Source organism: Bradyrhizobium sp. LA6.8, from assembly GCF_040547935.1.
GTDB classification, from domain to species: domain Bacteria; phylum Pseudomonadota; class Alphaproteobacteria; order Rhizobiales; family Xanthobacteraceae; genus Bradyrhizobium; species Bradyrhizobium barranii.
The window spans coordinates 18,603-38,372 of the sequence record NZ_JBEPQQ010000012.1 but is presented as its reverse complement, the minus strand read 5'-3'; the positions used below and the strand labels follow the sequence as shown (position 1 = coordinate 38,372).

24 protein-coding genes and 1 tRNA gene are annotated in these 19,770 nt (G+C 64.5%); 12 read left to right on the top strand and 13 right to left on the bottom strand.

What is annotated here, in order from left to right; all coding sequences use genetic code 11:
* The first annotated feature begins 22 nt into the window (after window positions 1-22).
* Together ABIA90_RS39435 and ABIA90_RS39430 are read left to right on the top strand one after the other, a co-directional pair.
* Window positions 23-832, top strand: a complete 810-nt coding sequence (locus ABIA90_RS39435; protein ID WP_063983487.1) for an SDR family NAD(P)-dependent oxidoreductase — start codon at window positions 23-25, stop codon at window positions 830-832.
* Window positions 833-940: 108 nt separating this feature from the next.
* Window positions 941-1,738, top strand: coding sequence for an aldolase (locus ABIA90_RS39430; RefSeq protein WP_071914263.1), 798 nt, complete (start codon window positions 941-943; stop codon window positions 1,736-1,738).
* A gap of 6 nt (window positions 1,739-1,744) precedes the next feature.
* Here the strand turns inward: ABIA90_RS39430 and ABIA90_RS39425 are convergent, their stop codons facing one another.
* Complete coding sequence (locus ABIA90_RS39425; RefSeq protein WP_354121657.1) at window positions 1,745-2,974, bottom strand: lytic murein transglycosylase; 1,230 nt, start codon at window positions 2,972-2,974, stop codon at window positions 1,745-1,747.
* Window positions 2,975-3,107: 133 nt separating this feature from the next.
* Here ABIA90_RS39425 and ABIA90_RS39420 point away from each other — a divergent pair, with 133 nt between their 5' ends.
* From ABIA90_RS39420 to ABIA90_RS39410, 3 genes are all read left to right on the top strand, one after another.
* Complete coding sequence (locus tag ABIA90_RS39420) at window positions 3,108-3,368, top strand: hypothetical protein (protein WP_354121658.1); 261 nt, start codon at window positions 3,108-3,110, stop codon at window positions 3,366-3,368.
* Window positions 3,369-3,441: 73 nt separating this feature from the next.
* Window positions 3,442-3,693, top strand: coding sequence for a hypothetical protein (locus ABIA90_RS39415; RefSeq protein ID WP_354121659.1), 252 nt, complete (start codon window positions 3,442-3,444; stop codon window positions 3,691-3,693).
* A gap of 84 nt (window positions 3,694-3,777) precedes the next feature.
* Window positions 3,778-3,966 carry a hypothetical protein gene (locus tag ABIA90_RS39410; protein ID WP_038936126.1) on the top strand — a complete coding sequence of 63 codons (189 nt, stop codon included), beginning with the start codon at window positions 3,778-3,780 and terminating at the stop codon, window positions 3,964-3,966.
* Window positions 3,967-3,972: 6 nt separating this feature from the next.
* On the opposite strand, the gene ABIA90_RS39405 is transcribed toward ABIA90_RS39410, so the two are convergent.
* Entirely contained in the window at window positions 3,973-4,503 is a 531-nt protein-coding gene (locus ABIA90_RS39405) for a MarR family winged helix-turn-helix transcriptional regulator (RefSeq protein WP_354121660.1), read from the bottom strand.
* A 53-nt stretch (window positions 4,504-4,556) separates the two neighbouring features.
* Here ABIA90_RS39405 and ABIA90_RS39400 point away from each other — a divergent pair, with 53 nt between their 5' ends.
* On the top strand, window positions 4,557-5,036 hold the full coding sequence (locus ABIA90_RS39400; protein ID WP_354121661.1) for a carboxymuconolactone decarboxylase family protein: 480 nt from the start codon (window positions 4,557-4,559) through the stop codon (window positions 5,034-5,036).
* A 32-nt stretch (window positions 5,037-5,068) separates the two neighbouring features.
* Window positions 5,069-5,572 carry a cupin domain-containing protein gene (locus tag ABIA90_RS39395; RefSeq protein ID WP_354121662.1) on the top strand — a complete coding sequence of 168 codons (504 nt, stop codon included), beginning with the start codon at window positions 5,069-5,071 and terminating at the stop codon, window positions 5,570-5,572.
* Between the two features lie 31 nt (window positions 5,573-5,603).
* Here ABIA90_RS39395 and ABIA90_RS39390 read toward each other — a convergent pair whose 3' ends face one another.
* Complete coding sequence (locus ABIA90_RS39390; RefSeq protein WP_354121663.1) at window positions 5,604-7,226, bottom strand: M23 family peptidase; 1,623 nt, start codon at window positions 7,224-7,226, stop codon at window positions 5,604-5,606.
* A 17-nt stretch (window positions 7,227-7,243) separates the two neighbouring features.
* Complete coding sequence (gene efp, locus ABIA90_RS39385) at window positions 7,244-7,810, bottom strand: elongation factor P (protein WP_063983478.1); 567 nt, start codon at window positions 7,808-7,810, stop codon at window positions 7,244-7,246.
* 162 nt (window positions 7,811-7,972) lie between these two features.
* On the opposite strand from efp, the gene epmA reads away from it, so the two are divergent.
* From epmA to ABIA90_RS39370, 3 genes are read left to right on the top strand one after another with little or no spacing between them, the layout of a single operon-like run.
* The gene (gene epmA / locus ABIA90_RS39380) at window positions 7,973-9,037 is read left to right on the top strand and encodes an EF-P lysine aminoacylase EpmA (RefSeq protein ID WP_354121664.1); all 1,065 of its coding nucleotides are present in this window, start codon (window positions 7,973-7,975) and stop codon (window positions 9,035-9,037) included.
* Window positions 9,034-10,128: a lysine-2,3-aminomutase-like protein gene (locus ABIA90_RS39375; protein ID WP_354121665.1), complete on the top strand. Its 1,095-nt coding sequence runs from the start codon at window positions 9,034-9,036 to the stop codon at window positions 10,126-10,128. The genes epmA and ABIA90_RS39375 overlap by 4 nt, the downstream gene beginning before the upstream one ends.
* Before the next feature lie 43 nt (window positions 10,129-10,171).
* Window positions 10,172-10,429 carry a hypothetical protein gene (locus ABIA90_RS39370; protein WP_085401231.1) on the top strand — a complete coding sequence of 86 codons (258 nt, stop codon included), beginning with the start codon at window positions 10,172-10,174 and terminating at the stop codon, window positions 10,427-10,429.
* Between the two features lie 58 nt (window positions 10,430-10,487).
* Here the strand turns inward: ABIA90_RS39370 and ABIA90_RS39365 are convergent, their stop codons facing one another.
* The 3 genes from ABIA90_RS39365 to ABIA90_RS39355 form a co-directional block, all read right to left on the bottom strand.
* Window positions 10,488-11,573, bottom strand: a complete 1,086-nt coding sequence (locus ABIA90_RS39365) for a 3-deoxy-7-phosphoheptulonate synthase (RefSeq protein WP_354121666.1) — start codon at window positions 11,571-11,573, stop codon at window positions 10,488-10,490.
* A 231-nt stretch (window positions 11,574-11,804) separates the two neighbouring features.
* The gene (locus ABIA90_RS39360; protein WP_354121667.1) at window positions 11,805-12,383 is read right to left on the bottom strand and encodes an HdeD family acid-resistance protein; all 579 of its coding nucleotides are present in this window, start codon (window positions 12,381-12,383) and stop codon (window positions 11,805-11,807) included.
* A 69-nt stretch (window positions 12,384-12,452) separates the two neighbouring features.
* Window positions 12,453-13,493: a PrsW family glutamic-type intramembrane protease gene (locus ABIA90_RS39355; RefSeq protein ID WP_028151012.1), complete on the bottom strand. Its 1,041-nt coding sequence runs from the start codon at window positions 13,491-13,493 to the stop codon at window positions 12,453-12,455.
* A 110-nt stretch (window positions 13,494-13,603) separates the two neighbouring features.
* Here ABIA90_RS39355 and ABIA90_RS39350 point away from each other — a divergent pair, with 110 nt between their 5' ends.
* On the top strand, window positions 13,604-13,990 hold the full coding sequence (locus ABIA90_RS39350; RefSeq protein WP_354121668.1) for a hypothetical protein: 387 nt from the start codon (window positions 13,604-13,606) through the stop codon (window positions 13,988-13,990).
* An 81-nt stretch (window positions 13,991-14,071) separates the two neighbouring features.
* Here the strand turns inward: ABIA90_RS39350 and ABIA90_RS39345 are convergent, their stop codons facing one another.
* The 6 genes from ABIA90_RS39345 to ABIA90_RS39320 all read right to left on the bottom strand — a co-directional run bounded on the left by ABIA90_RS39345 (window position 14,072) and on the right by ABIA90_RS39320 (window position 19,270).
* On the bottom strand, window positions 14,072-14,329 hold the full coding sequence (locus ABIA90_RS39345) for a hypothetical protein (RefSeq protein WP_063983473.1): 258 nt from the start codon (window positions 14,327-14,329) through the stop codon (window positions 14,072-14,074).
* Between the two features lie 138 nt (window positions 14,330-14,467).
* Entirely contained in the window at window positions 14,468-15,475 is a 1,008-nt protein-coding gene (locus ABIA90_RS39340) for an acyl-CoA desaturase (protein WP_354121669.1), read from the bottom strand.
* 122 nt (window positions 15,476-15,597) lie between these two features.
* Window positions 15,598-16,224, bottom strand: coding sequence for a PilZ domain-containing protein (locus ABIA90_RS39335; RefSeq protein ID WP_354121670.1), 627 nt, complete (start codon window positions 16,222-16,224; stop codon window positions 15,598-15,600).
* A 141-nt stretch (window positions 16,225-16,365) separates the two neighbouring features.
* Complete coding sequence (locus ABIA90_RS39330; protein WP_354121671.1) at window positions 16,366-17,019, bottom strand: hypothetical protein; 654 nt, start codon at window positions 17,017-17,019, stop codon at window positions 16,366-16,368.
* Between the two features lie 1,206 nt (window positions 17,020-18,225).
* Window positions 18,226-18,456: a photosystem reaction center subunit H gene (locus tag ABIA90_RS39325; RefSeq protein ID WP_081369264.1), complete on the bottom strand. Its 231-nt coding sequence runs from the start codon at window positions 18,454-18,456 to the stop codon at window positions 18,226-18,228.
* A 739-nt stretch (window positions 18,457-19,195) separates the two neighbouring features.
* Window positions 19,196-19,270, bottom strand: a tRNA-Glu gene (locus ABIA90_RS39320).
* A 224-nt stretch (window positions 19,271-19,494) separates the two neighbouring features.
* Between ABIA90_RS39320 and ABIA90_RS39315 the strand changes: the two genes are divergently transcribed.
* Entirely contained in the window at window positions 19,495-19,749 is a 255-nt protein-coding gene (locus ABIA90_RS39315) for a PilZ domain-containing protein (protein ID WP_028151008.1), read from the top strand.
* Window positions 19,750-19,770: the final 21 nt, after the last annotated feature.

The window sequence follows — 19,770 nt, the reverse complement described above, 5'->3', positions numbered from 1 at the left end:
AACAACAAAAAAGGGAGTGAACATGGCAGGGCAGGTTGAGGGCAAGGTCGCGCTGGTGACGGGCGGCGCCTCGGGCATTGGCGAGGCTATCGTCGAATTGTTCGCGCGCGAAGGCGCTACCGTCGTCATCACCGACATCGACGAGCTGCGAGGCCCGGAGCTCGTCAAGCGCGTGACAAAAGCCGGCGGCAAGGCGATTTTCCTGGAGCAGGACGTCACCAGCGAGGAGCGCTGGATCGAGATCGTAGCCGAGATCGCCAAGCGCCATGGCCGGCTCGACATCATGGTCTCCAATGCCGGCATCGGCATTGCGGTACCCTCGATCGTCGATATGACGCTCGCTGACTGGCACAAGCAGAACGCGATCAACCTCGACGGCGTGTTTCTGTCCGTGAAGCATTGCCTGCCGCTGATGCGCAAGACGGGCGGCAGCTCGATCGTGATGATGTCCTCGCTCGCGGGCTTGCGCGGTGCGCCCGGCCTCTCGGCCTATTCGCTGACCAAAGGCGGCGTGCGGCTGTTCGCCAAATCGATCGCGATGGAGTGCGCGGCCGCCGGCGACGGCATCCGCGTCAACTCCGTTCACCCCGGCATCATCGATACCCCGATCTGGGGCAAGATTCCGACGGGGGCAACGGGCGCCGGCCAGAACGCCCCGATCGACCCCGAGGAGCGAGCCAAGGTCGCAACCCCGCTCGGCCGCGCCGGGCAGGCCGCGGAGATCGCTTCCGGTGTGCTGTATCTGGCCTCCGATGCCTCGCGCTACGTCACCGGCAGCGAGCTCGTCATCGACGGCGGCATGAATGCCGGCGGCGTGCCGCGGCGGCAATAAGCCGCCGCGCGAGACGCGAAGGGCAGGGTGGCGCCCGCAGGGGCTGACGCAGAGGCGTCGGCCCTGTACAACGCGGGCCTCTTCCGACCGAAAGAGGTTTCCTTCGCCATGGCGCACAGCCTTCAATCTTCCTCATCCGCACCTGCGCCGTTCCGCTCGAACCGGCCTGATCTCGCCACCGACGCGATCCGCACCGCGCGCGAGGACCTCGCAGCCTGCTTCCGCATGGCCGCGCGCAATGGTTTTGAGGAGGGCATCTGCAACCATTTCTCGGCCGTGGTGCCCGGCCATGACGATCTCTTCCTGGTCAATCCATATGGCTACGCCTTCCGCGAGCTGACGGCGTCAAAGCTCCTGATCTGCGATTTCCACGGCAACGTGCTCGACGGCGAGGGCGCGCCCGAGGCAACCGCGTTCTACATCCACGCCGAGATGCACAAGCGCCTGCCGCGCGCGAAGGTCGCCTTCCACACCCACATGCCCTACGCCACGGCTTTGTCGATGACCGAGGGGGATCCCCTGATCTGGGCCGGCCAGACCGCGCTGAAATTCTACGGCCGCACCGCAGTGGACCGCGATTACAACGGCCTCGCACTCGACAACCGCGAGGGCGCGAGGATCGCCTCGGCCGTCGGTGATGCCGACATCGTCTTCATGAAGCATCATGGCGTGATGGTGCTGGCGCCGACCATCGCGGAGGCCTGGGACGATCTCTACTATCTCGAGCGCGCCGCCGAGGTGCAGGTGCTGGCGATGTCGACGGGACGAAAGGTGCTGCCGGTCGATCCCGCGATCGCGGCGGAAACCTACAGGCAGATGCGCGAAGGCGATTCCGAATCCGCGCGATTGCATCTCGCCGCGATCCGCCGCCAGCTCGACGCGGAAGAGCCGCAGTACCGGCACTGAGGCGAGTTACGACCCCTGCCGCAGCTTCGCCAGCACCTTCAGCCCGCCATAGCCATCCGCGGGCGTGATCCCAGCGCGCTGCTGAAAATCCTTGATCGCCTTCATGGTGTCGTTGCCGACGCGGCCGTCGGTGCCACCGGTGTCGAACCCGGCCTTGGTCAGGCGCGTCTGCATCTCCTGCACCTCGGCGAGCGTCAGCGCGCGCTCTGAGCCGGGGAAGGGCTGGATGAAGGGCGGCGCGCCGAGGCAGCGGTCGCCGAGATGGCAGATTGCGAGCGCATAGTTCATCGAGGGATTGTAGCTCTTCACCGAATTGAAATTCGGTCCCAGCAGGAAAGTCGGTCCGCCCGCGACCGGCGTCCACATCTGCGCGGATGCATTCGGTTGCGGAAACGGCTGGCCGTCGGCGCGGGTGACGCCGGCCGATGCCCACGCCGCGTAGGTCCGGTTGCCACTCATATCGCCGGACGCGCGCACCTCGTAGCCCCAGTGCTCGCCACGGCGCCACTTGCCGCGATTGACCAGGTACTTTGCCGTCGATCCCAGCGCGTCGTCGGGCTTGCCGAACGGCGAGACCTTGCCGTCGCCGTCATAGTCGATGCCGACATTGAGCCAGACTTCCGGCATCCATTGCGAATGCCCCATCGCGCCGGCCCAGGAGCCCTGCATCTGCTCCGGCGTGCTCCAGCCCTTGTCGACGATGCGCAGCGCGTTGATCAGCTCGGTTTCCCAATAGGCTTTGCGGCGCGGCTCGTTCCAGGCGAGCGCGGCGAGCGAGGGGAATACCGGCGTCATGTGGTTTTGTTGCACCAGCGGATCGCCATAGGCGGACTCCACGCCCCACAGCGCCAGCAGCGTGCCGCGCTCGACGCCGAAATCACGCTCGATGCGCGCGAGCAGCGCCTCGTTGTTTTTCAGCGCGATCTTGCCATTGATGATGCGCCAGTCCGAGACGCGGCGGTTGATGTATTGCCAGACCTGCTCGTGGAATTCGGGCTGGTTGCGCATCTGCTTGAACACGCTCATGTCGGGCTCGACCCGCGCCATCGCACGCTGCCAGGTCGCGGCCGAAATGCCCTTCGCCATAGCGCGCGCACGAAAACCCTCGCGCCATTCGTCGAATCCCGGAGGCGCGGCGAGAAGCTGCGTAGGGAATGTGATGAATGCGGCTGCGCCGAGCGTGGATCGAAGCAGGGCGCGGCGGCTGTGATTGGCCGAGGAATCAGCTTGTTTCATGGACCCATTCTAGCGGGAATCACGGCTGCTGTGGGCCGGTTCCTGGAACACCGGGAACAGGCCGTCGCGCCGCGTTCCGCCGGAACAAAGTGTCGCAGTCCCGCATTCCCTCCGCATACACTGGAGGACGAAGATGAAGAGATATCTGTTTGCCGCCGCCATGGTCACGGCCATCGCCGCCCCTGCATTCGCTGACGAAGTCGGCGTTCACGTCGGCCCGGTCGGTGCGGGCGTGACGGTCGGACAGTCCCACGAATATCGTGGGCGGGACCGCGATCGCGACCGCACCACAGTCATCAGGGAGCGCGAGCCTGCCAACCGCACCACGGTGATCAAGAAGGAAGATGAATTCGGCAATCGCAGCAAGACCGTGATTCATCACGACAACGACTGACGGAGCAGGGCCCCGGCCGAGCGCCGGGGCCCGTCTTCTGCACGCAGTCTGCTCATCGAGAATTCGGGGTGGAATGAAGATACGGGCACATGCGGAAAGCCATGTCGTCGAACTCGACGATGGATCGCAATGGCGGATCTATCCCGGCGATCTCGCGACCACGTTGAGCTGGAAGCCCGAAACCGATCTGCGTCTCGAGCCGAGCGGTGATCGGACGAGTTCGCATGTGCTGGTGAATGCCGCCGATCAGAGCCGCGTGCGCGTGAACGCGGCGGGCGATGCCTGGCCCGACGGCGAGGTTAAGAAAGCGTTGAAGGGCGGCTGAGCGTCCTTAGGCTTGCCCGGATATCCCCAATTTCAAGCCTGTCGCTTTACGGTCGGTTTGCTTCCGTCTGCCCAGATTGCGCGCATGCGGGAGCTGTTCGACATCATCCGTTCCAATCCCTGGCCGTTCGGCGCCGGGCTGTTTGTCGTGATCCTGATGATCATCGCCGAGAACTTTGGTCGTGGCATCCAGGGCGACGGCGCCGTCAGCGATTTCTCGGATGCCGATGGAGGCGACGGCGGCTGCGGTGGTGACGGAGGCGGCGGCGACTAGAGCCGGTTAGTCCTCCTGCAAATCGGCGGCGATGCCGGCGAGCCAGCGCCGGATCGCGGTCTCTGCCTTGGCGTCCAGACTTGCGGCAAGGCGCTTCTCCAGCGCGATCACGCGCTCCCTGCAAGCCTTCAACAGCGTCGTTCCCCGCTGCGTCAGCGTCCATTGCTGGATCCGGCCGTGGACCGGATGAGGCGTCATTGCGATCGCACCGTCGCGATCGAGGTTGCGAATGATCACGCCGACCGTCTGCGGGGTCAGGAAGGTGAGCCGGGCGACGTCGGCGCCGGAGAGGCCCGGATAGGCGTTCAGCATGGTGAGCACGGCAAATTGCGGCGACGTCACGCCGAGGTCGGCGAGCGTCCGTTCCATCGTCAGGCGGACCGCGGCGTGGGCCTGTCGCAGCAGATAGCCGAGATAACCTTGCTCGCCGCGCTTGCCTTCTCCGGGCGCGGGCACGCGAACGGCAGCGATTTCGGCAGGCGCGGCCGGCTTCCGCGAAGCCTTCGATTTCGTGATGGCAGCGGTCTTGCGTGACATATAAGAGCTCTTATAAGATGTAAGCAGTCTTACAATACACGAGGTGAACGCCAATGTCACACGCCCGCAGCGAGTACGAAGATTTCAAGAAGATCGCGCCCGATGCGTATGAGCTGGTGCTGGCGCTCGGCCAGGTGGCGGCCAAGGCGGGCCTCGACAAGCAGCTGCTCGAGCTGGTCAAGCTGCGCGCCTCGCAGATCAACGGCTGCGCCTTCTGCGTGCAGCACCACGTCCTGTTGTCGGAGCGGATCGGCGTGCCCGTGGACAAGCTCAATCTGGTCGCGGTCTGGCGCGAGGCGCCGGTCTTTTCCGCGCGCGAGCGGGCCGCGCTGGCCTGGGCGGAGGCGCTGACCTTCCTGCCCGATCGCGTCAGTGAAGAGGTCTATGCGGAGACTTCCCGCGAATTCTCCGAGGCCGAGCTGATGTACCTGACCTCGGCGGTCGCCTCGATCAACGTCTGGAACCGCTTTGGCGCCGCGTATCGCTGGACGCCGGCGAAGCGGCCGGTCGCAGCGAGTGCCGCGGCATCTTGATTGCAACAACGAGAAAACAAGGGGAGGTTATCATGACTGCAATGAGTTTGACCCATGCGCAGCGTCCGGTGCCATCGCGCTCGATGGCGCTGGCCGTCGTCGGCGGGCTCGCCTGCGCGCTCGCGATCGGCAAGGCGTTGCCGGTGACCATGGACACGATATCCGGCGCGTTGGCGCCGCTCTGCGCGACCGCGGCCGAGAGCTCGCCGCTCGACAAGGTCGAGCCGATCGGCTCCTACGCGTTGCCGAACGTCCCGGGCAAGCGCGTCACCATCGTGCGTGTGTTCTACGGTCCCGGCGGATTCTCGCGGCCGCATCGTCACGCGGGTTCGGTGACCGCCTACATCACCAAGGGTGAAATCCGTTCCCAGCTTGGCGGCGGTCCTGTCGAGACATTTGGTGTCGGCCAGTCCTTCTTCGAGCCGCCGGGATCGACGCATCTGGTCTCGGCCAATGCCAGCACGACCGAGCCGGCGGAATTGATCGCGGTGTTCGTGGCGGACGAGGGCGCGCAGCTGACGACGCTGTTGGAGTAGTCCGTAGCGGCCGCATGAGCGAACTCGCCCCTCAATTCTCCTCGCCGCTCGATCCTTCGCGCAGGTCCGGCTTGATCACGTCCTCCGGCAACGCATGCGCCACCGGCTGCGGCGTGCCGGCGATCTCGGGGCCGACTTCGCGGCCGCGGGCGTGGATCAGGCGTTCATAAGCCGAGACCAGCGTGACGTAAGGACTGACCCAGATCCAGCCGTCGCGAGTAAATACCTGCACGTCGAAATGCAAATGCATCGATGTGCCGGCGGGATGGTCGAGATAGTTGGAGACCACGCCGATCTTCTCGCCTTCGGTGACGATGCGGCCGTTGAGCATGCCGTCGGCGGTCAGCGCCTGCGGGTTCATGTGCATATAGCGGAAGCGGATATGCTCGGTGCGGCTGTTGACCTCGAGCGTCGCGGCCTGATCCTTGGCGCCGCGGATCACGATGGCGTCGCGCACCGCGACGACGCCGCGCTGCTTGCGATCGCAGGGTTCGTGGCCTTCGCCGGGCGGTGGGCATTCGGCGGCGCGGATGTCCTCGCCCTGGTGGCCATAACCGCCGCCGCACTGCCAGACCTCGAAACTGCGGGACTCGCAGAAATTGTCGCGCCAGGGATAGGCCGTCGGGCCGTCGCTCTTGTCGCGCTTGCCGTAGGATTGCGAACGCACGAAGGCGGGCGCCTTTTCGAGCGGAAAACGGATCTGCGCATAGGCCATCACATCCGGATGGCCGGCCTTGTTGCGATAGCCGGTGTTCGGGATGATGTCGCCGCTCGGTCGGTAGGTGAAATCCGGCGACCGCGCTGAAGGACGATCGATGATGCTGGAGGCCATGTCCGTCAGCGGTCGCATGCGCTGGCCGCCGGCGATGCGGAGCCCTTTCAGGAAGCGCTCGGCAACCGGATAGGCTTCCTTGCAGGCGAGCCTCCGCGGCTTTGCGATGCTGTCCAGGCACTGGATGGAGACCACATAGGCAACGCCGAAGCGGGTGAAGGCGTAGCGCACATAGCCTTCCCGGATGAACCTGCGCAGGTCCGGATAGGTTGCCGCAAGCGGCTTGACCTGCTCGCCCTTGCCGCCGGCGGGATCGGCGACGTCGTAAACGAGTGCCGAGCCCGTGATCTGCACCTCGACCGGCCTTGTGTAGACACGGCTCGGCATACCGTCGCCGGCGCCGGGTTCGAGCGAGAAGCTGGCACTATAACCTGAGGGGCCGGCATCAAACATGTCGACGGGATTGAAATCGGCCTGATAGTGCGAGAGCGCGAGTGTCCCCGGCGCGCGATTGCGCTGCGCCTCGAGATAGGCGGCAGCATCGAACGGCAGCAGCACGGGCACGGAGCTGCGGGCGATACCGGTGAAGAATTGCGATGAGACCGCGTTGAGCTGCACCAGCGCAGGCATCGCGCGCGGATCGTAGCGTGGCACCGAACGGCGGGGTGCGAAGATGAAGTCGCCCGCGATCGGAGGACGGCTGTTGACCTCGGTGCGGAACTGGTCGAGCGCTGCGCGCCAATCGACGCGCAGCGCCGTGAGCGAAGGGCTGCGGATTTCGTCCGCAGCGAGCGGAGTGGCGGTGAGGAGCGAAAGCGCCGCCAGAATCAGCGAGACGAAGCGGAAACTTTTCCCAACCACTGCCTCGGCCCCCGGCGGCACCTGCTCTGATTCCTCGCTTAGTCCTTGGCGCGCTCGGAGTAGGAGCCGTCTTCGGTCATCACCACGATACGGGTGCCGACGGCGATGTGCGGCGGCACGGTGGTGCGCAGGCCGTTGGAGAGCACCGCGGGCTTGTAGGAGGAGGAGGCGGTCTGGCCCTTGGTCACGGGCTCGGTCTCGACCACTTCCAGCGTCACGCGCTGCGGCAATGCGATCGACACCACGTTGACGTCATGCGTCGACAGCTTGACCGTCATACTCTCCTGGAGATAAGCGGCCGCATCGCCGATGACGTCCTTGGACACCTGGACCTGGTCATAGGTTTCCGGGTTCATAAAATGGAAGCCGTCGCCATCTTCATAGAGGAAGGTGAAGTTGCGCTCTTCAATCGTGGCCTTCTCGACCTGGTCGGTGGTCTTGTAGCGCTCGGAGATCTTTACCCCGTCCGAGATTCGGCGCATTTCGATCTGGCTGACCGGAGTGCCCTTGCCGGGATGGATGTTCTCGGCGGTCACAACGACATAAAGCTTGCCGTCTTGCTCGATCACGTTGCCCTTGCGAATAGAACTGGCGATGACTCTCAAAGCTATATTTCCTGCTTGCTTGGCCCGGCTCCGGCCAGGACGTGGTCAAATTGATGGGGGACCTGGGGCCTCAAATCAGACCGCGGCACCCGTTTCGGGCCGCAACATACGCATTTTGTCGTTGAATGCCAGCATTTTGCTGGCCTGCGGGGCGGCCGGTTGATGGTTGGGGACAAGCCGATTTCGCCGTTCTGGTCGCCCTCGCGGCACCTCGACCGGCGGCCGTTCCTCCAGGCCAGGGGGGCCATTACCGAGTCTCTCAGGGACTTTTTCGCCGAGCAGGGGTTCCTCGAGGTCGAAACCTCGGTCCTTCAGGTCTCCCCGGGCAACGAAACCCATCTGCATGCCCCCCGGACCGAGATCATGCGGCCGGATGGCAGCCGTGCCAGCCGGTACTTGCGGACCTCGCCGGAATTCTCCTGCAAGAAGCTGCTGGCGGCCGGCGAGGAGCGGATTTTCGAATTCGCACGGGTATTCCGTGATCGCGAGCGCGGCGACCTGCATCTGCCCGAATTCACCATGCTGGAATGGTATCGGGCTCGCGCCCCCTATGACGCCATCATGGCGGACACCGTCGTCGTCATCGCCCGCGCCGCGCAGGCGACCGGGATCGGGACGTTCTCCTTCCGCGGCCGGACCGCCGACCCCTTCGCCGAGCCGGAGCTGGTGACGGTCGCGGGGGCCTTCGAGCGGTTCGCAGGGATCGACCTGCTGTCGACAATTTCGGGCGGCGAGGGTAACCGTACCGCGCTCGCGCAGGCGGCCGGCGGCAAGGTCCGGGTGGCGGAGGACGACACCTGGTCCGACATCTTCAGCAAGGTCCTGGTCGAGCATGTCGAGCCGCATCTGGGGCAGGGGCGTTTGACCATTCTGTTCGAATACCCATCTCCAGAAGCGGCGCTGGCGCGGGTGAAGGCCGATGACCCGCGGGTCGCCGAGCGGTTCGAGGTCTATGCCTGCGGCGTCGAACTCGCCAACGGCTTTGGCGAGTTGACCGACGCCGAGGAACAGCGCAAGCGCTTCACGCAGTCGATGGCGGAGAAGCAGCGCCGCTATGGCGAGGCCTATCCGCTGGACGAGGATTTTCTGGCCGCGGTCGCCCAAATGCCGGAGGCGAGCGGTGTCGCGCTCGGCTTCGACCGGCTGGTGATGCTGGCGAGCGGCGCAGCGCGGATCGATCAGGTGGTGTGGACACCGCCTGCAAATGAAACGTTAAGTGAGACATGACGAAGATCAACCTTGCACGCACCCTGCGTGAGCCGGCCGAACTTGTGGCCGCGCAGCTCGCACCGGCCGAAGCGCTGCCCGCGCTCGAACGTGTCGCCGCGCGCTATGCGGTGGCGATCACGCCGGCGCTGGCCGAGCTGATCGACACGTCCGATCCCGACGATCCGATCGCGCGGCAATTCGTTCCGACCGTCGCGGAACTGGAGATGCAGCCAGGTGAGAGCGCCGATCCGATCGGCGATCATCCGCACTCGCCGGTGCAGGGCATTGTGCATCGCTATCCCGACCGCGTGCTGTTCAAGCTCGTCCACGTCTGCGCGGTCTATTGCCGCTTCTGCTTCCGCCGCGAAATGGTCGGGCCCGGCAAGGAGAACGCGCTCTCGGACGGCGCATATCGCGCGGCGATCGACTACATCCGTTCGCACAGCGAGATCTGGGAAGTGATCCTGACCGGCGGCGATCCCTTGATGCTATCGCCGCGCCGGATGAGCGAGATCATGGCCGATCTCGCGGGAATCGATCACGTCAAGATCATCCGTCTTCACACCCGCGTGCCGGTAGCCGATCCCGCGCGGATCAGCGACGAGATGGTGGCTGCGTTGAAGGTCGAGGGCGCGACCACCTGGGTCGCGGTTCATGCCAACCATGCGCGCGAGTTGACGGGGCCTGCGCGCGCGGCCTGCGCGCGGCTTGCCGATGCCGGAATTCCCATGGTGAGTCAGTCCGTGCTTTTGCGCGGCGTCAACGACAGCATTGCCGCTTTGTCGGATTTGATGCGAGCTTTCGTCGAATGCCGGATCAAGCCCTATTATCTGCATCACGGCGATCTCGCGCCGGGCACCGTGCATTTGCGAACGACGCTGGCCCAGGGGCAGGATTTGATGCGGCAGTTGCGCGGACGGGTGTCAGGACTGTGTCAGCCCGACTATGTCATCGACATTCCCGGCGGCGCCGGCAAATCGCCGGTGGGGCCGAATTATGTGTTGGCGGTGCAAAATACCGCAGCCGACGCGCGTGAAGCGGAGACGGAAACGCGCTATCGTATCGTGGATTATTGCGGCGACGTTCATCTCTATCCGCCCGAGACGTGAGCGGCGATGCAGAGAACGTGGGTTTGAGGATGGAGGAACGGACATGAAGAAGATCATGGTGGTGGCAGCGTCGCTCGTGGTCTTGCTTGGCGGCGCGGCGGTTGCACAGCCCAGCGGCTCCAAGGGGTCGACATCCGGCGGCGCGACGTCCGGGTCGGTGCCGCAAGCGCCGATCGGGCATCGCCAGCCGCGCGCCGGTGACGTACCGAACGAGAAAAATCTGAGCGATCCGAATAATCCCGTGAACAAGGAAGACGCGGCGCTCGACAAGAAGATCAAGAGCATCTGCCGCGGCTGTTAGCTTGTGGCTCGCGGCGGGCAGGGCGCGACAGCTCGCCCCGCCCGCGTTGGCTTTGGCCTTACGCCGAGCGTTCGTGCAGCCCCGCGCGCTTCGTGTTGCGCCGGATCTCGACCGCGTCAGCGAGTTGCTCGAGCGCGGTTGCCGTGGTCGCCCAGTCGATGCATCCGTCCGTGATGCTCTGGCCGTAGGTCAGCGGCTTGCCCGGCACCACGTCCTGGCGGCCGGCAACGAGATTGCTCTCGATCATCACGCCCATGATACGGTTCTCGCCACCTGAGATCTGGCCGGCGATGTCGGCCATGACCAGCGGCTGGTTTTCCGGCTTCTTGCTCGAATTGGCGTGGCTCGCATCCACCATCACCAGCGGCGCGACGCCGGATTTGGCCAGATCGTTGCAGGCCGCCGCGACGCTTGCCGCATCGTAGTTCGGCTGGCTGCCGCCGCGCAGGATGATGTGGCAATCCTCGTTGCCCGCGGTCGAAGCGATCGCCGAACGGCCGAGCTTGGTCACCGCCATGAAATGATGCGGATGTGAGGCCGACTTCACCGCGTCCGCCGCGATGCGCACATTGCCGTCGGTGCCGTTCTTGAACCCGACCGGGCAGGACAGCCCCGAGGCCAGCTCGCGATGGATCTGGCTCTCGGTCGTGCGCGCGCCGATCGCGGCCCAGGACACGAGGTCCGCAATGTATTGCGGCGTCGTCATGTCCAGAAATTCTGCGCCGGCGGGCAGGCCGAGATTGTTTACCGCGGACAGCACGTTGCGCGCCAGCCGCAGGCCCTTGTTGATGTCGAAGCTGCCGTCCAGGTCGGGATCGTTGATCAGGCCCTTCCAGCCGACGGTGGTGCGCGGCTTCTCGAAATAGACCCGCATCACGATCTCGAGCTGGTCGGCCAGCTCTTCGCGCAAGCTCGCGAGGCGCTCGGCATATTCGAGCGCGGCCTTGGGATCGTGCACCGAGCAGGGGCCGACCACGACGAGCAGGCGGTCGTCCTGGCCGTTGAGGATGGCATGGATGGCGTTGCGCGCCGCCATCACCACACGCGTTGCGGTGAGCGTGCGCGGGACTTCCCGCATCACCTCTTCCGGCGTGCTCAGCTCTTTCAGTTCGCGGATACGAAGATCGTCGGTCGTGCTCAGCACGGCGGGCTCCTGTTTGTTTGAACCTGCCGGCAATAAAAAAGCCGCCAGGTCTGGCGGCTTGTTCGGACGTTTGCTTCAATATTCAGATTGAGCGCGATCCTCCTGCCGCCAGCGAGCTGTCGTAGCTAAAGTACCAAAAATAGCTGGTGACGAGGGTGATCATGGCCGCTCATATAGCGTGCGATTGGCGGGTTGTCACCCCCCAATCGGCGCGAACGGCCACGAGGCGCCTCAACTGTTGCTCTTGCGTGCCGCCAGCGCCATGCCGATCAGGGTGGCGCCGCCGAACAGCAAATTGATACCGACGAGGATGCCGATCGCCCATTCCGCCGAGCTCGGCAGCCCGGTGATCACCATGAACGCGATGGCGATGTCGACGAGGCCCGAGATCAGGAGCCAGGACCACCGGCTGTTCAGCTCGCGGCGGTGCTCGAGCGCATACATGATGGTGGCGACGCCCTCGGCGAGGAAGTAGGCGCCGAGCACGATGGTCAGCGTCAGCACGGCCTGCATGGGTCGGGCCAGCAGGAGCATGCCGGCGAGCACGGCCAGCGCAGCCGAGATCAGCGACCACCAGAATCCCGGCGAGCTGCGCGCCCAATAGGTCACGATCAGTCCGCCGATGCCGCTGATCAGGAACATCCAGCCGAGAAAGATCGTGATCGCAAGGCTCGCGAGCGGCGGCAGGATCAGTGCGGCGACGCCGAGGACGGCAAGCAGGATGCCTTCGAACAGGAAAGCCTTCCAATGCGCCTTGACCGTTTCGCTCATGGCGGATTGCAGCCGGGAAAAATCCTCAGGCGATGTCATCGGCAGGCTCCAGATCGAAAGATGTGTGCTCAATCTAGTATGCACACACCGCGCTTGCCATCCCGGGGCTCAACCGCCGCCGTGCGCTGACGAAAAACCTTCGCCGCTGGTGCGAACGCGGTTGCGGCCGAGAATGTAGATCGCGATCGTGACGATCAGGAGCGCGAGGCCGAGCAGGATCGAGACGAAGCCAATCGGGATCAGGGCCAATGTCAGATTGCGCTCGGGATTGATCAGCCAGTGATGGATCGAGGTCAGCACGAAGGCGAGGCCGAGAAAGCCGACGCCGCCGCCGGCGAGCAGCAGCGCCCACATCCGGCGCAGCTGGCTAAGCCGCTCCCGCGCGATATCGGTCCGCGGCGCGTGATGGCGCGCGACCCGCCGCACCAGGCGGATGGCGAAGGCGATCGAGCTGAAGCCGATCAGCAGGCTCGCTCCGCCCAGCCACATCCGCAGCGTCGGATCGAGATCGGGCATCCGCTGCAAGGTCAGCAGCGGGAAATCGAAGGCCGAATGCAGCGCGAGCGGGCCGGCGAAGATCAGCAGGCGGCTGGACAGGCGGGCCCAGTCGCGGTGGTGGCGGTTGGCGCCCAGCGCCGTGCCGGCCCGCGCGATCGTCAGGTAGGCGCCGGCGATGATGCCGAGCGCGCCGTGGAACGGCACGGTCAGCACGCTGCGCAGCGCGGCCAGCGAGCGCCACATCTCGGCGTGCTGGACGAGGTAGGCGAGGTTCTCGTAGGCGGCGAAGCCGAGGCCGACCGCGGCGCCATAGACCACGGTGTCCATCGGATTGGCGAAGGTCCGCCGCTTGGTCGAGGAGACCAGCACGATGGCGATCACCTTGACCGCTTCCTCGGGCAGCGCGACCCCGAAGACCGAATGCATGGCGAGCGCCGCCCAGGGGTTGTCGGGGGCCGCAACCATCTTGGCGAAGGGCGCGCGGGCAAGGCCCAGCAGCGAAATGCTGGCCGCACCGAGCAGGAACGCAGTCCAGACCTGGGCCGGCGGTCCCGGGCGCTCCTCGGCGGCAATGACGAGCCACAGCATCAGCAGCGCCGGGGCGATGGCGGCAGTTCCGATGACAGTGGGCAAAGCTTCAATCAGGTACATCGGCGCCGAAAATAGGTTCCCTTGATCTGCTTATCTACGTCTACCGATGCGACCATGTGTCATGCAATTGCTGTCGCGTCACTTAACAGGCGCGACAGCCAGCGTTCATCTTGATCGGCACCGAACGTGTAGAAGACGAGCGCAATCAAGCGCATGACAGAACCAATTCGTCATTGATGGGAGCGGCCCGCGCTCGTCACCGGATCGCGATTGGCAAGTCAGATCAAGGCACTGCGCAGGTTTCTTCGATTCACGATGCACGTGCGCGAACGGCGTGTCCAGAGGCGGCGTGGCTGCCGCCTGGACAACGCGCGGCCGGGCCAACCGGCCTAGTCACGCTTCGTTGTGCGCCCGCGGGGCGGCGCAGCGACCCGGCGTGCCCGCAGCTGCTCCAGCTCCCAGAAGGCGCGTACGAGGCACGTGCCAAGGCAGAAGACGATGAGCAGCAGCAGGAAGGCCTGGTCGACGGCGGGGATGTGCATCATGACGTTGATTAAGCAACGTGCATGCCATGCGTTCCCGCGGTCGCCTGCGCCGCGCGCAGCCCGCAAGGCGATTTGGGCCGGCGTTCCCGCGCTTCAATGCGTGGTGAACGGCGGCGGGGTGTCCGGCGCGATGTCGAAGGCGCCGAGATGGAATTCCTCGCCGACGGCCTCGTCCGGCTCGGCGTGGTGCGCGAGCAGCGTGAAGGCGGCTTGCGGATATTGCTTCCAGATATCGAGATCGCCGGCCGTAATCGTCAGCCAGCCAAAGGTGTACATGTAGCGTCCGGGCTCGGTGACCCGGCCAACCCTGTCCCAAGTGATCTTATCAATCCTAATCTTGTTGACTGCCATTCGGTCCCCCGATCGCAAGTCTGCAAATGAGGTCCGGCACGAGGCACAGACCCTCAAAAGCTGATCCCGCAATGGGGCCGCGATAGGGCAGCGGAGCGGAGGCAAGGCGGCCGGAGGAACGGCCGCCGCCTGCCGCCTTTAGCGCACCGTCGTGGCTGCCTGCGCCTCCGCTTCGGACGCCAGCTCGAGCTGACGGTGCGAGGCGTGGAAGACGTCGTGGACGAGGCCGATCTTCTCCATGCCCAGAATGATCAGGCCGTTGAGATCGATCTCCCACCAGGCGTGCGAGATATAGGCGTCCCGCGGGAAGCGGTGATGGTTGTTGTGCAGACCCTCGCCGAAGGTGAGGATCGTGGTCACGAACTCGTTGGTCGAGGCGTCCTCGACCTCGAAGCGGCGATAGCCGTAGGCGTGGCAGACCGAGCCGGTGAGCTGGCTGGTGAGGATCAGCAGGTAACAGCGGAGCAGGCCGGAGAACAGCACGCAGCCGATCATGGTGTGCACGCCACCGAAGGTGTAGCCGATCACGCCGGGAATGAAGACACCGGACATCCCGTACCAGACCCAGCGCGTGCGCACGAAGAACATCGCGATCGGATCGGCGAGGATGTCCTTGGCGTAGTATTCGTTGTCGGTGGTCGCCTGGTCGAACACCCAGCTGCCCTGGGCGTGCAGGAAACCCTTGAGCGCGCTGACATAGCGATTGCCGAAGCCGTCGAACTGCGGGCTGTGGGGATCGCCGACGTCATCGGCATAGAGGTGATGGCGGCGGTGGTTGGCGACCCATTTCGCGATCGAGCCCTGCACCGCCATCTGGGCGATGGCGCAGAAGAAGACGCGCATGATCGGGCCGGTGCGGAAGCTGCGATGGACGAACAGGCGGTGCATGCCCGCGCCGATGCCGAACGTCGTCAGCGCGAACATCCAGGCGAAGGTAAACAGCTCCACCTTGCCGACGCCTTGGGTGATGGCCCAGATGATGCCCGCGACGGCGCCGACGTAGAGAATACCGAGGAGGAGATAGCTTTCGCGCAACTTGGCCTGGACGAGCGGGCCTTCAGTGATGACGCCGGGCGGGAGCTGCGGCTTTGCGACGGCGGGCGCGTTTTGGGCGGTCTCTGCCGGGGCGAACTCAGCGATGGACATTCCAGGACTTCCAATAAGTCGAGGCCCGCAGTGATTGCGGACGTGCTGGGTCACACCCTATCGCGCGGGGATCGGCACCTCCAGCATTTAGTTAAAGTTGAGTTAAAATCGATCGGGCCGATTCAGGCCGATTGCAGCATGGGCGTACGGACGACCAGGCGGACGAGGTCGTCCCGCTGCTGCTTCTCGGCGAACTTGACCGCAAAGCCGTTGTCGAATTTGCGAATGACGCGCCCGACGCAGGCGCCGACCGCAAGCGGGGTTCCGATCGCCGGGTCGTATTCGCAGGATATCGCGACGCCGGCCGTGGAGACGTCGATGATGAAGCAGGGATGGGTGCTGCCGTCGGCGAGCGTCAGAAAGGTGTGCGAGACCTGGGGAACGAAGCGCGCGTCATTGCGCAGTTCCAAAATGCTGACGTCCTTCTGCTTCTTCTCCAGCCAGGTCAGCTTTTCCGACATCCAGGCGCGCCGCTCTCGCGTCATGTCGAGTTCCATCAGAAAGCCCGCCTTCAGCGTCGCGCTGATGGTGCACTGGAATTCGCCAAAGTCCTGAAAATAGGAGGTCACGCGCTCGCCGACCTTTCCGACAACAGGCACGTCGACGATCATGCGGAACGGGGAGACACGCTTGGTGCGGCAGGCGAAGGTGCGCAGCTGGCCCTCACAATCGTACCAGCGCGGCAGCGAGTAGCTGCCGCTCACGCTGACTTCCACTGCACGCTGCCGGAGGAACTCTGAGACGGACATGAAGGCCAATCGTGTTTCGGATTGTTTCCGTAAAATCACGGTAGGGCGCAACGTCTAAGCAAACGATACGCCGATCAAATAGCAGGGGTAAATTTCCGGTAAACGACCCGGCCGTCTCACGACATCGTCATTGCGTGCCGCTCAGAGAGATCCGAGCAGCACCAGCAAGGCGAGCAGGCCAAGGGTCATGAGGAGTTTGATCGCCGTCGCGGTCAGGCTGTCCGGCCTGATCTGAAATCCGAACCACGGCAATGCGTGTCGCATCGCCAGCCCCGCAGACGCTTCGACGGTCGCGAACACGACGGCGATGCCGGCAATGGCGGACCAGGATGCGGCCGGCGGCATCCATGCCGCAAGCCAGGCCGGGACGGAGCCTTGCAAGGACGCGAGCAGCGCGAACCATCCGAACAGGGAGGCGAAGCCCTTGATGATGTCGGGGCCGATCGTGTTGGGCTCGAACCGGATGCCGACCGCTCTGAGTGCGTGCTCGATGCGCTCGCCGTCGGTGAGGAAGAGATAGGCGCCGAGGTAGAGCGGAATGCGCGACTGGAAGAGCAGGGCGATGACACCGAACAGGACCGTGTAGCCGAAGGCATCGCCGAGAATGTCCATGCCGCTCGCGCGCGGCGACGCCGTCGCGGCCTGGGGCTGCGGAAGCGATCGGGCGCGTGCCATGTGCTCCAGCATTCTGGCGCGCCGCTCCGGCGCGTAGGGCGCGGTACGGCGCATCCAGGACGGCGGTGCCGGCGAGGCGGCGCCGGTCTGGCGGTCCGAGGGGGATTTGCGCTGCGCCATGGCCTGCACCGGTTCCAACGGGACATTGGTCGTCGGTCAGGGGCAGGGAGGTTCATGGAGGGGGGCGGATTTCGCCGCATCACCCGATGGCCCGGATGATGGCGCTCCCTGGCGGAATCGAACCGCTCTCTCCACCGTGAAAGAGATGGGATGATGTCCATGGTCGTTTATCCCCGTCTAAAAATGCGTGCTGCTTTGGCTTCCTCGTCGAGCTTACGCATCCGCTCCTGGTGGTAGGCCCTGGCGGCCGCTCGGTTCTCTACCTTGGTTATTGCGCCATCGAAGCCTGGCGCCGCGAGAGTCAAATTATCAATCCCTTGGGCCGCGGAACGAACGCGGGCTACTGCGCATCGTGGGTGTGGAAAAGCAAAGGCCCGCCGGTTCACGCTGGCGGGCCCCAGCCTTGTTGCATGCGCTAATCATTCGTGAATTGCCCAGCCCTGACGCCGTAGAAATACTGATCCAGCTATGATGGCGGTGGCGTTGATTACCGGCTGTGTCAGCGTTTTGGCTCTAGGCGCCACATTCGCGGTGGTCATCTATTTCGATGCTAGAGCGGATCGCAGGCGCCAACAGTAAGGCCGCGCCAGAAGTTGATTGCCTGATGAACAGGATCACTCAAACGTTGGGCCGGACGGGGATGTCCCTTGTTGTCGTCTCTCTCGTCTCTGCCTGCTCCAGCTCAGAACATGCCGCTCCGAAGTCAGTTGCTCGATCTGGCGCGCCGTGGGCCCGAGACCTCAATGAGCCGCCCCCAAATCGAGAGCCCGCGAGTGCCGCAACTGCACAGACAAAGGCAGGCCTGAACGCTGCGCGCCAGAAGGCGGTTACCGGGCGGTAGGGGGGCTTTCGCGCTGAGTCGTCCGCAAGCTGGCAGAACTTCACGAGCGGCGGGGCTATGGTCCCGCGCCTAGATCAGCGGAAAATGGTTGTTCCTATATTGAAGGGCTGACGGATCCGCAGGGCTCATGGGTTAGGAGCACGTGCCCGTGCCAACATTCATGGTGCGTTTGGGCGAAGCCAATCAAGGCCAGGATAATCAAAGCCACTACGACGCATCCGGCTACAACGTTCTGCATCATGGCTGCCACTCCAGGTAAACTGTGACTGGCTTACTCGGCCAGGCACCGGCGAGCAGGCCTTCGAAGTCCGCGCTGGGCGCCCGGTCACCGAGTGATCACCGCGGACGGTGACCGGGCGGACAAGCTATCTGGCGAAACCGGAGTCTAGAAGCTTCAGAGTCGAAATCGGCCACTTGCCGTCGTGGCCACCGATCGAGATCCGGAGTCCGTGCACCTCGTCAAGGAAGACGTGATCAACCGTCCCCGCCTTACCGTCGGTCAGGATAACACCCCTGCCGATTAGCTCCGTCTCGGCAGCATGAAGTTCTCGAAGGATGTTCGTCGCTCGTTTGGTCCAGTCATCGGACATGGTCATGCCCTACGCGGCTGGCGGATTAGTGAAGATCAGTCAGAGCGGCAGATGCATTGAGGCCATCGCCGCTTCGCGCGAGTCAGTGCCGCCAACCGTCCTTGTCGAGCTCGACCCTGAAACCTTCCGGCAGCCGCGGCGTCTCGCCTTCGGTCACGACTTGCAGCGCGGGTTACTTCGGTGGGCGCAAATCGCCTTGAAGCCAGCGGCCATTGGAATGCATGGGATCTTCATGCGTTGCGAATGTCGTAAGTGCGTGATTGCAGACAGCGCAGCGAAACCTGTGCAAGTCCACGCTTAGGCTTTTTGGCTCGATGCTGACGAGCATCATCTGGGCCTTACACCTCGGACAGGCTGGGCGCGCAAATGGAGCCGGCGGAATGGGCCGCGCCAATCTGGCGGCCCACCGTTGTTCGAACTTTCTTTCGAGGTCCGCAGGGATCGTGCTCATGATCCGAACTCCGGGGTTCGCGATCCTGCCCCGGTGCTAACGCCTCAACGCTCAGCGCGCCCTAAAGGTCCCAAACAGCACCAGAGGGAACCATCGCGTCCGCAGCGGCGGTAGTCGGCCGCCAGCGCTCAGTCCGTCGCGCGCGAGAACGAGATCGTCATCGTCCGCCAACCCGAGCAAAGGCGCTCCATTTCGCGCAGCTCCGCGACCCGGCGCTGTGTACGAGTCCACACGCGTATATTGGCCATGTGTTGGACAAGGCGGTAGGGCAGGGCAGTAAGTGATTGATTTTGTTGGCGCTCCCTAGCGGAATCGAACCGCTCTCTCCACCGTGAAAGGGTGGCGTCCTAACCGATAGACGAAGGGAGCAAACACAAGGCCCCGCCGCTTTTCACGGCATGGCCGCCGGCCACCCGAGTCGAGCCCGGCGGCTGCAGCGGGCGAACGTATAGTGGCCTTTGGCGCCGTGGGCAAGCCGTTCGGGAACGGTCTTTTGGCACCGGTGGATAGCCTCCACCCCCGCTACATTCGGGGGCGATTTCAACGGTTTCTTAGGGGGCGTGAGCTAGCGCTGGAACCGGAGAAATTTGTCCATGCCCCAGCCCAAGAAGCGCGCAGCCCGCAAATCGCTGTCGCGGCACGCCTGGATCACGCTCGACGGCGGGTTCGCGGCGCGGCATTGCCTGGTCGAGGACATCTCTGATACCGGCGCGAAGATCATGCTGGACGAGGACGCAAGCCAGCTCCCGGGCGTGATCCGGATGGCGTTCGCGCGTGACGCCCGCACCGGGCGGAGCTGCCAGGTGATCTGGCGCCGCGGCAAATCGGCCGGCGTCAAGTTCATCTGATCCCGGGCGGCGCGACCCGGA

Excerpts from the sequence above, each read along its gene's own strand:
- ABIA90_RS39360 (WP_354121667.1), bottom strand. The coding sequence starts at position 12,383 with ATGACATCGCCTGAGGATTTTTCCCGGCTGCAATCCGCCATGAGCGAA.
- ABIA90_RS39375 (WP_354121665.1), top strand. The coding sequence starts at position 9,034 with ATGACGAAGATCAACCTTGCACGCACCCTGCGTGAGCCGGCCGAACTT.
- ABIA90_RS39435 (WP_063983487.1), top strand. The coding sequence starts at position 23 with ATGGCAGGGCAGGTTGAGGGCAAGGTCGCGCTGGTGACGGGCGGCGCC.
- ABIA90_RS39415 (WP_354121659.1), top strand. The coding sequence starts at position 3,442 with ATGAAGATACGGGCACATGCGGAAAGCCATGTCGTCGAACTCGACGAT.
- ABIA90_RS39400 (WP_354121661.1), top strand. The coding sequence starts at position 4,557 with ATGTCACACGCCCGCAGCGAGTACGAAGATTTCAAGAAGATCGCGCCC.
- ABIA90_RS39335 (WP_354121670.1), bottom strand. The coding sequence starts at position 16,224 with ATGTCCGTCTCAGAGTTCCTCCGGCAGCGTGCAGTGGAAGTCAGCGTG.
- ABIA90_RS39315 (WP_028151008.1), top strand. The coding sequence starts at position 19,495 with ATGCCCCAGCCCAAGAAGCGCGCAGCCCGCAAATCGCTGTCGCGGCAC.
- ABIA90_RS39330 (WP_354121671.1), bottom strand. The coding sequence starts at position 17,019 with ATGGCGCAGCGCAAATCCCCCTCGGACCGCCAGACCGGCGCCGCCTCG.
- ABIA90_RS39420 (WP_354121658.1), top strand. The coding sequence starts at position 3,108 with ATGAAGAGATATCTGTTTGCCGCCGCCATGGTCACGGCCATCGCCGCC.
- ABIA90_RS39370 (WP_085401231.1), top strand. The coding sequence starts at position 10,172 with ATGAAGAAGATCATGGTGGTGGCAGCGTCGCTCGTGGTCTTGCTTGGC.
- epmA (WP_354121664.1), top strand. The coding sequence starts at position 7,973 with ATGGTTGGGGACAAGCCGATTTCGCCGTTCTGGTCGCCCTCGCGGCAC.
- ABIA90_RS39405 (WP_354121660.1), bottom strand. The coding sequence starts at position 4,503 with ATGTCACGCAAGACCGCTGCCATCACGAAATCGAAGGCTTCGCGGAAG.
- ABIA90_RS39325 (WP_081369264.1), bottom strand. The coding sequence starts at position 18,456 with ATGACCATGTCCGATGACTGGACCAAACGAGCGACGAACATCCTTCGA.
- ABIA90_RS39410 (WP_038936126.1), top strand. The coding sequence starts at position 3,778 with ATGCGGGAGCTGTTCGACATCATCCGTTCCAATCCCTGGCCGTTCGGC.
- ABIA90_RS39340 (WP_354121669.1), bottom strand. The coding sequence starts at position 15,475 with ATGTCCATCGCTGAGTTCGCCCCGGCAGAGACCGCCCAAAACGCGCCC.
- ABIA90_RS39355 (WP_028151012.1), bottom strand. The coding sequence starts at position 13,493 with ATGTACCTGATTGAAGCTTTGCCCACTGTCATCGGAACTGCCGCCATC.
- ABIA90_RS39430 (WP_071914263.1), top strand. The coding sequence starts at position 941 with ATGGCGCACAGCCTTCAATCTTCCTCATCCGCACCTGCGCCGTTCCGC.
- ABIA90_RS39345 (WP_063983473.1), bottom strand. The coding sequence starts at position 14,329 with ATGGCAGTCAACAAGATTAGGATTGATAAGATCACTTGGGACAGGGTT.
- ABIA90_RS39395 (WP_354121662.1), top strand. The coding sequence starts at position 5,069 with ATGACTGCAATGAGTTTGACCCATGCGCAGCGTCCGGTGCCATCGCGC.
- ABIA90_RS39425 (WP_354121657.1), bottom strand. The coding sequence starts at position 2,974 with ATGAAACAAGCTGATTCCTCGGCCAATCACAGCCGCCGCGCCCTGCTT.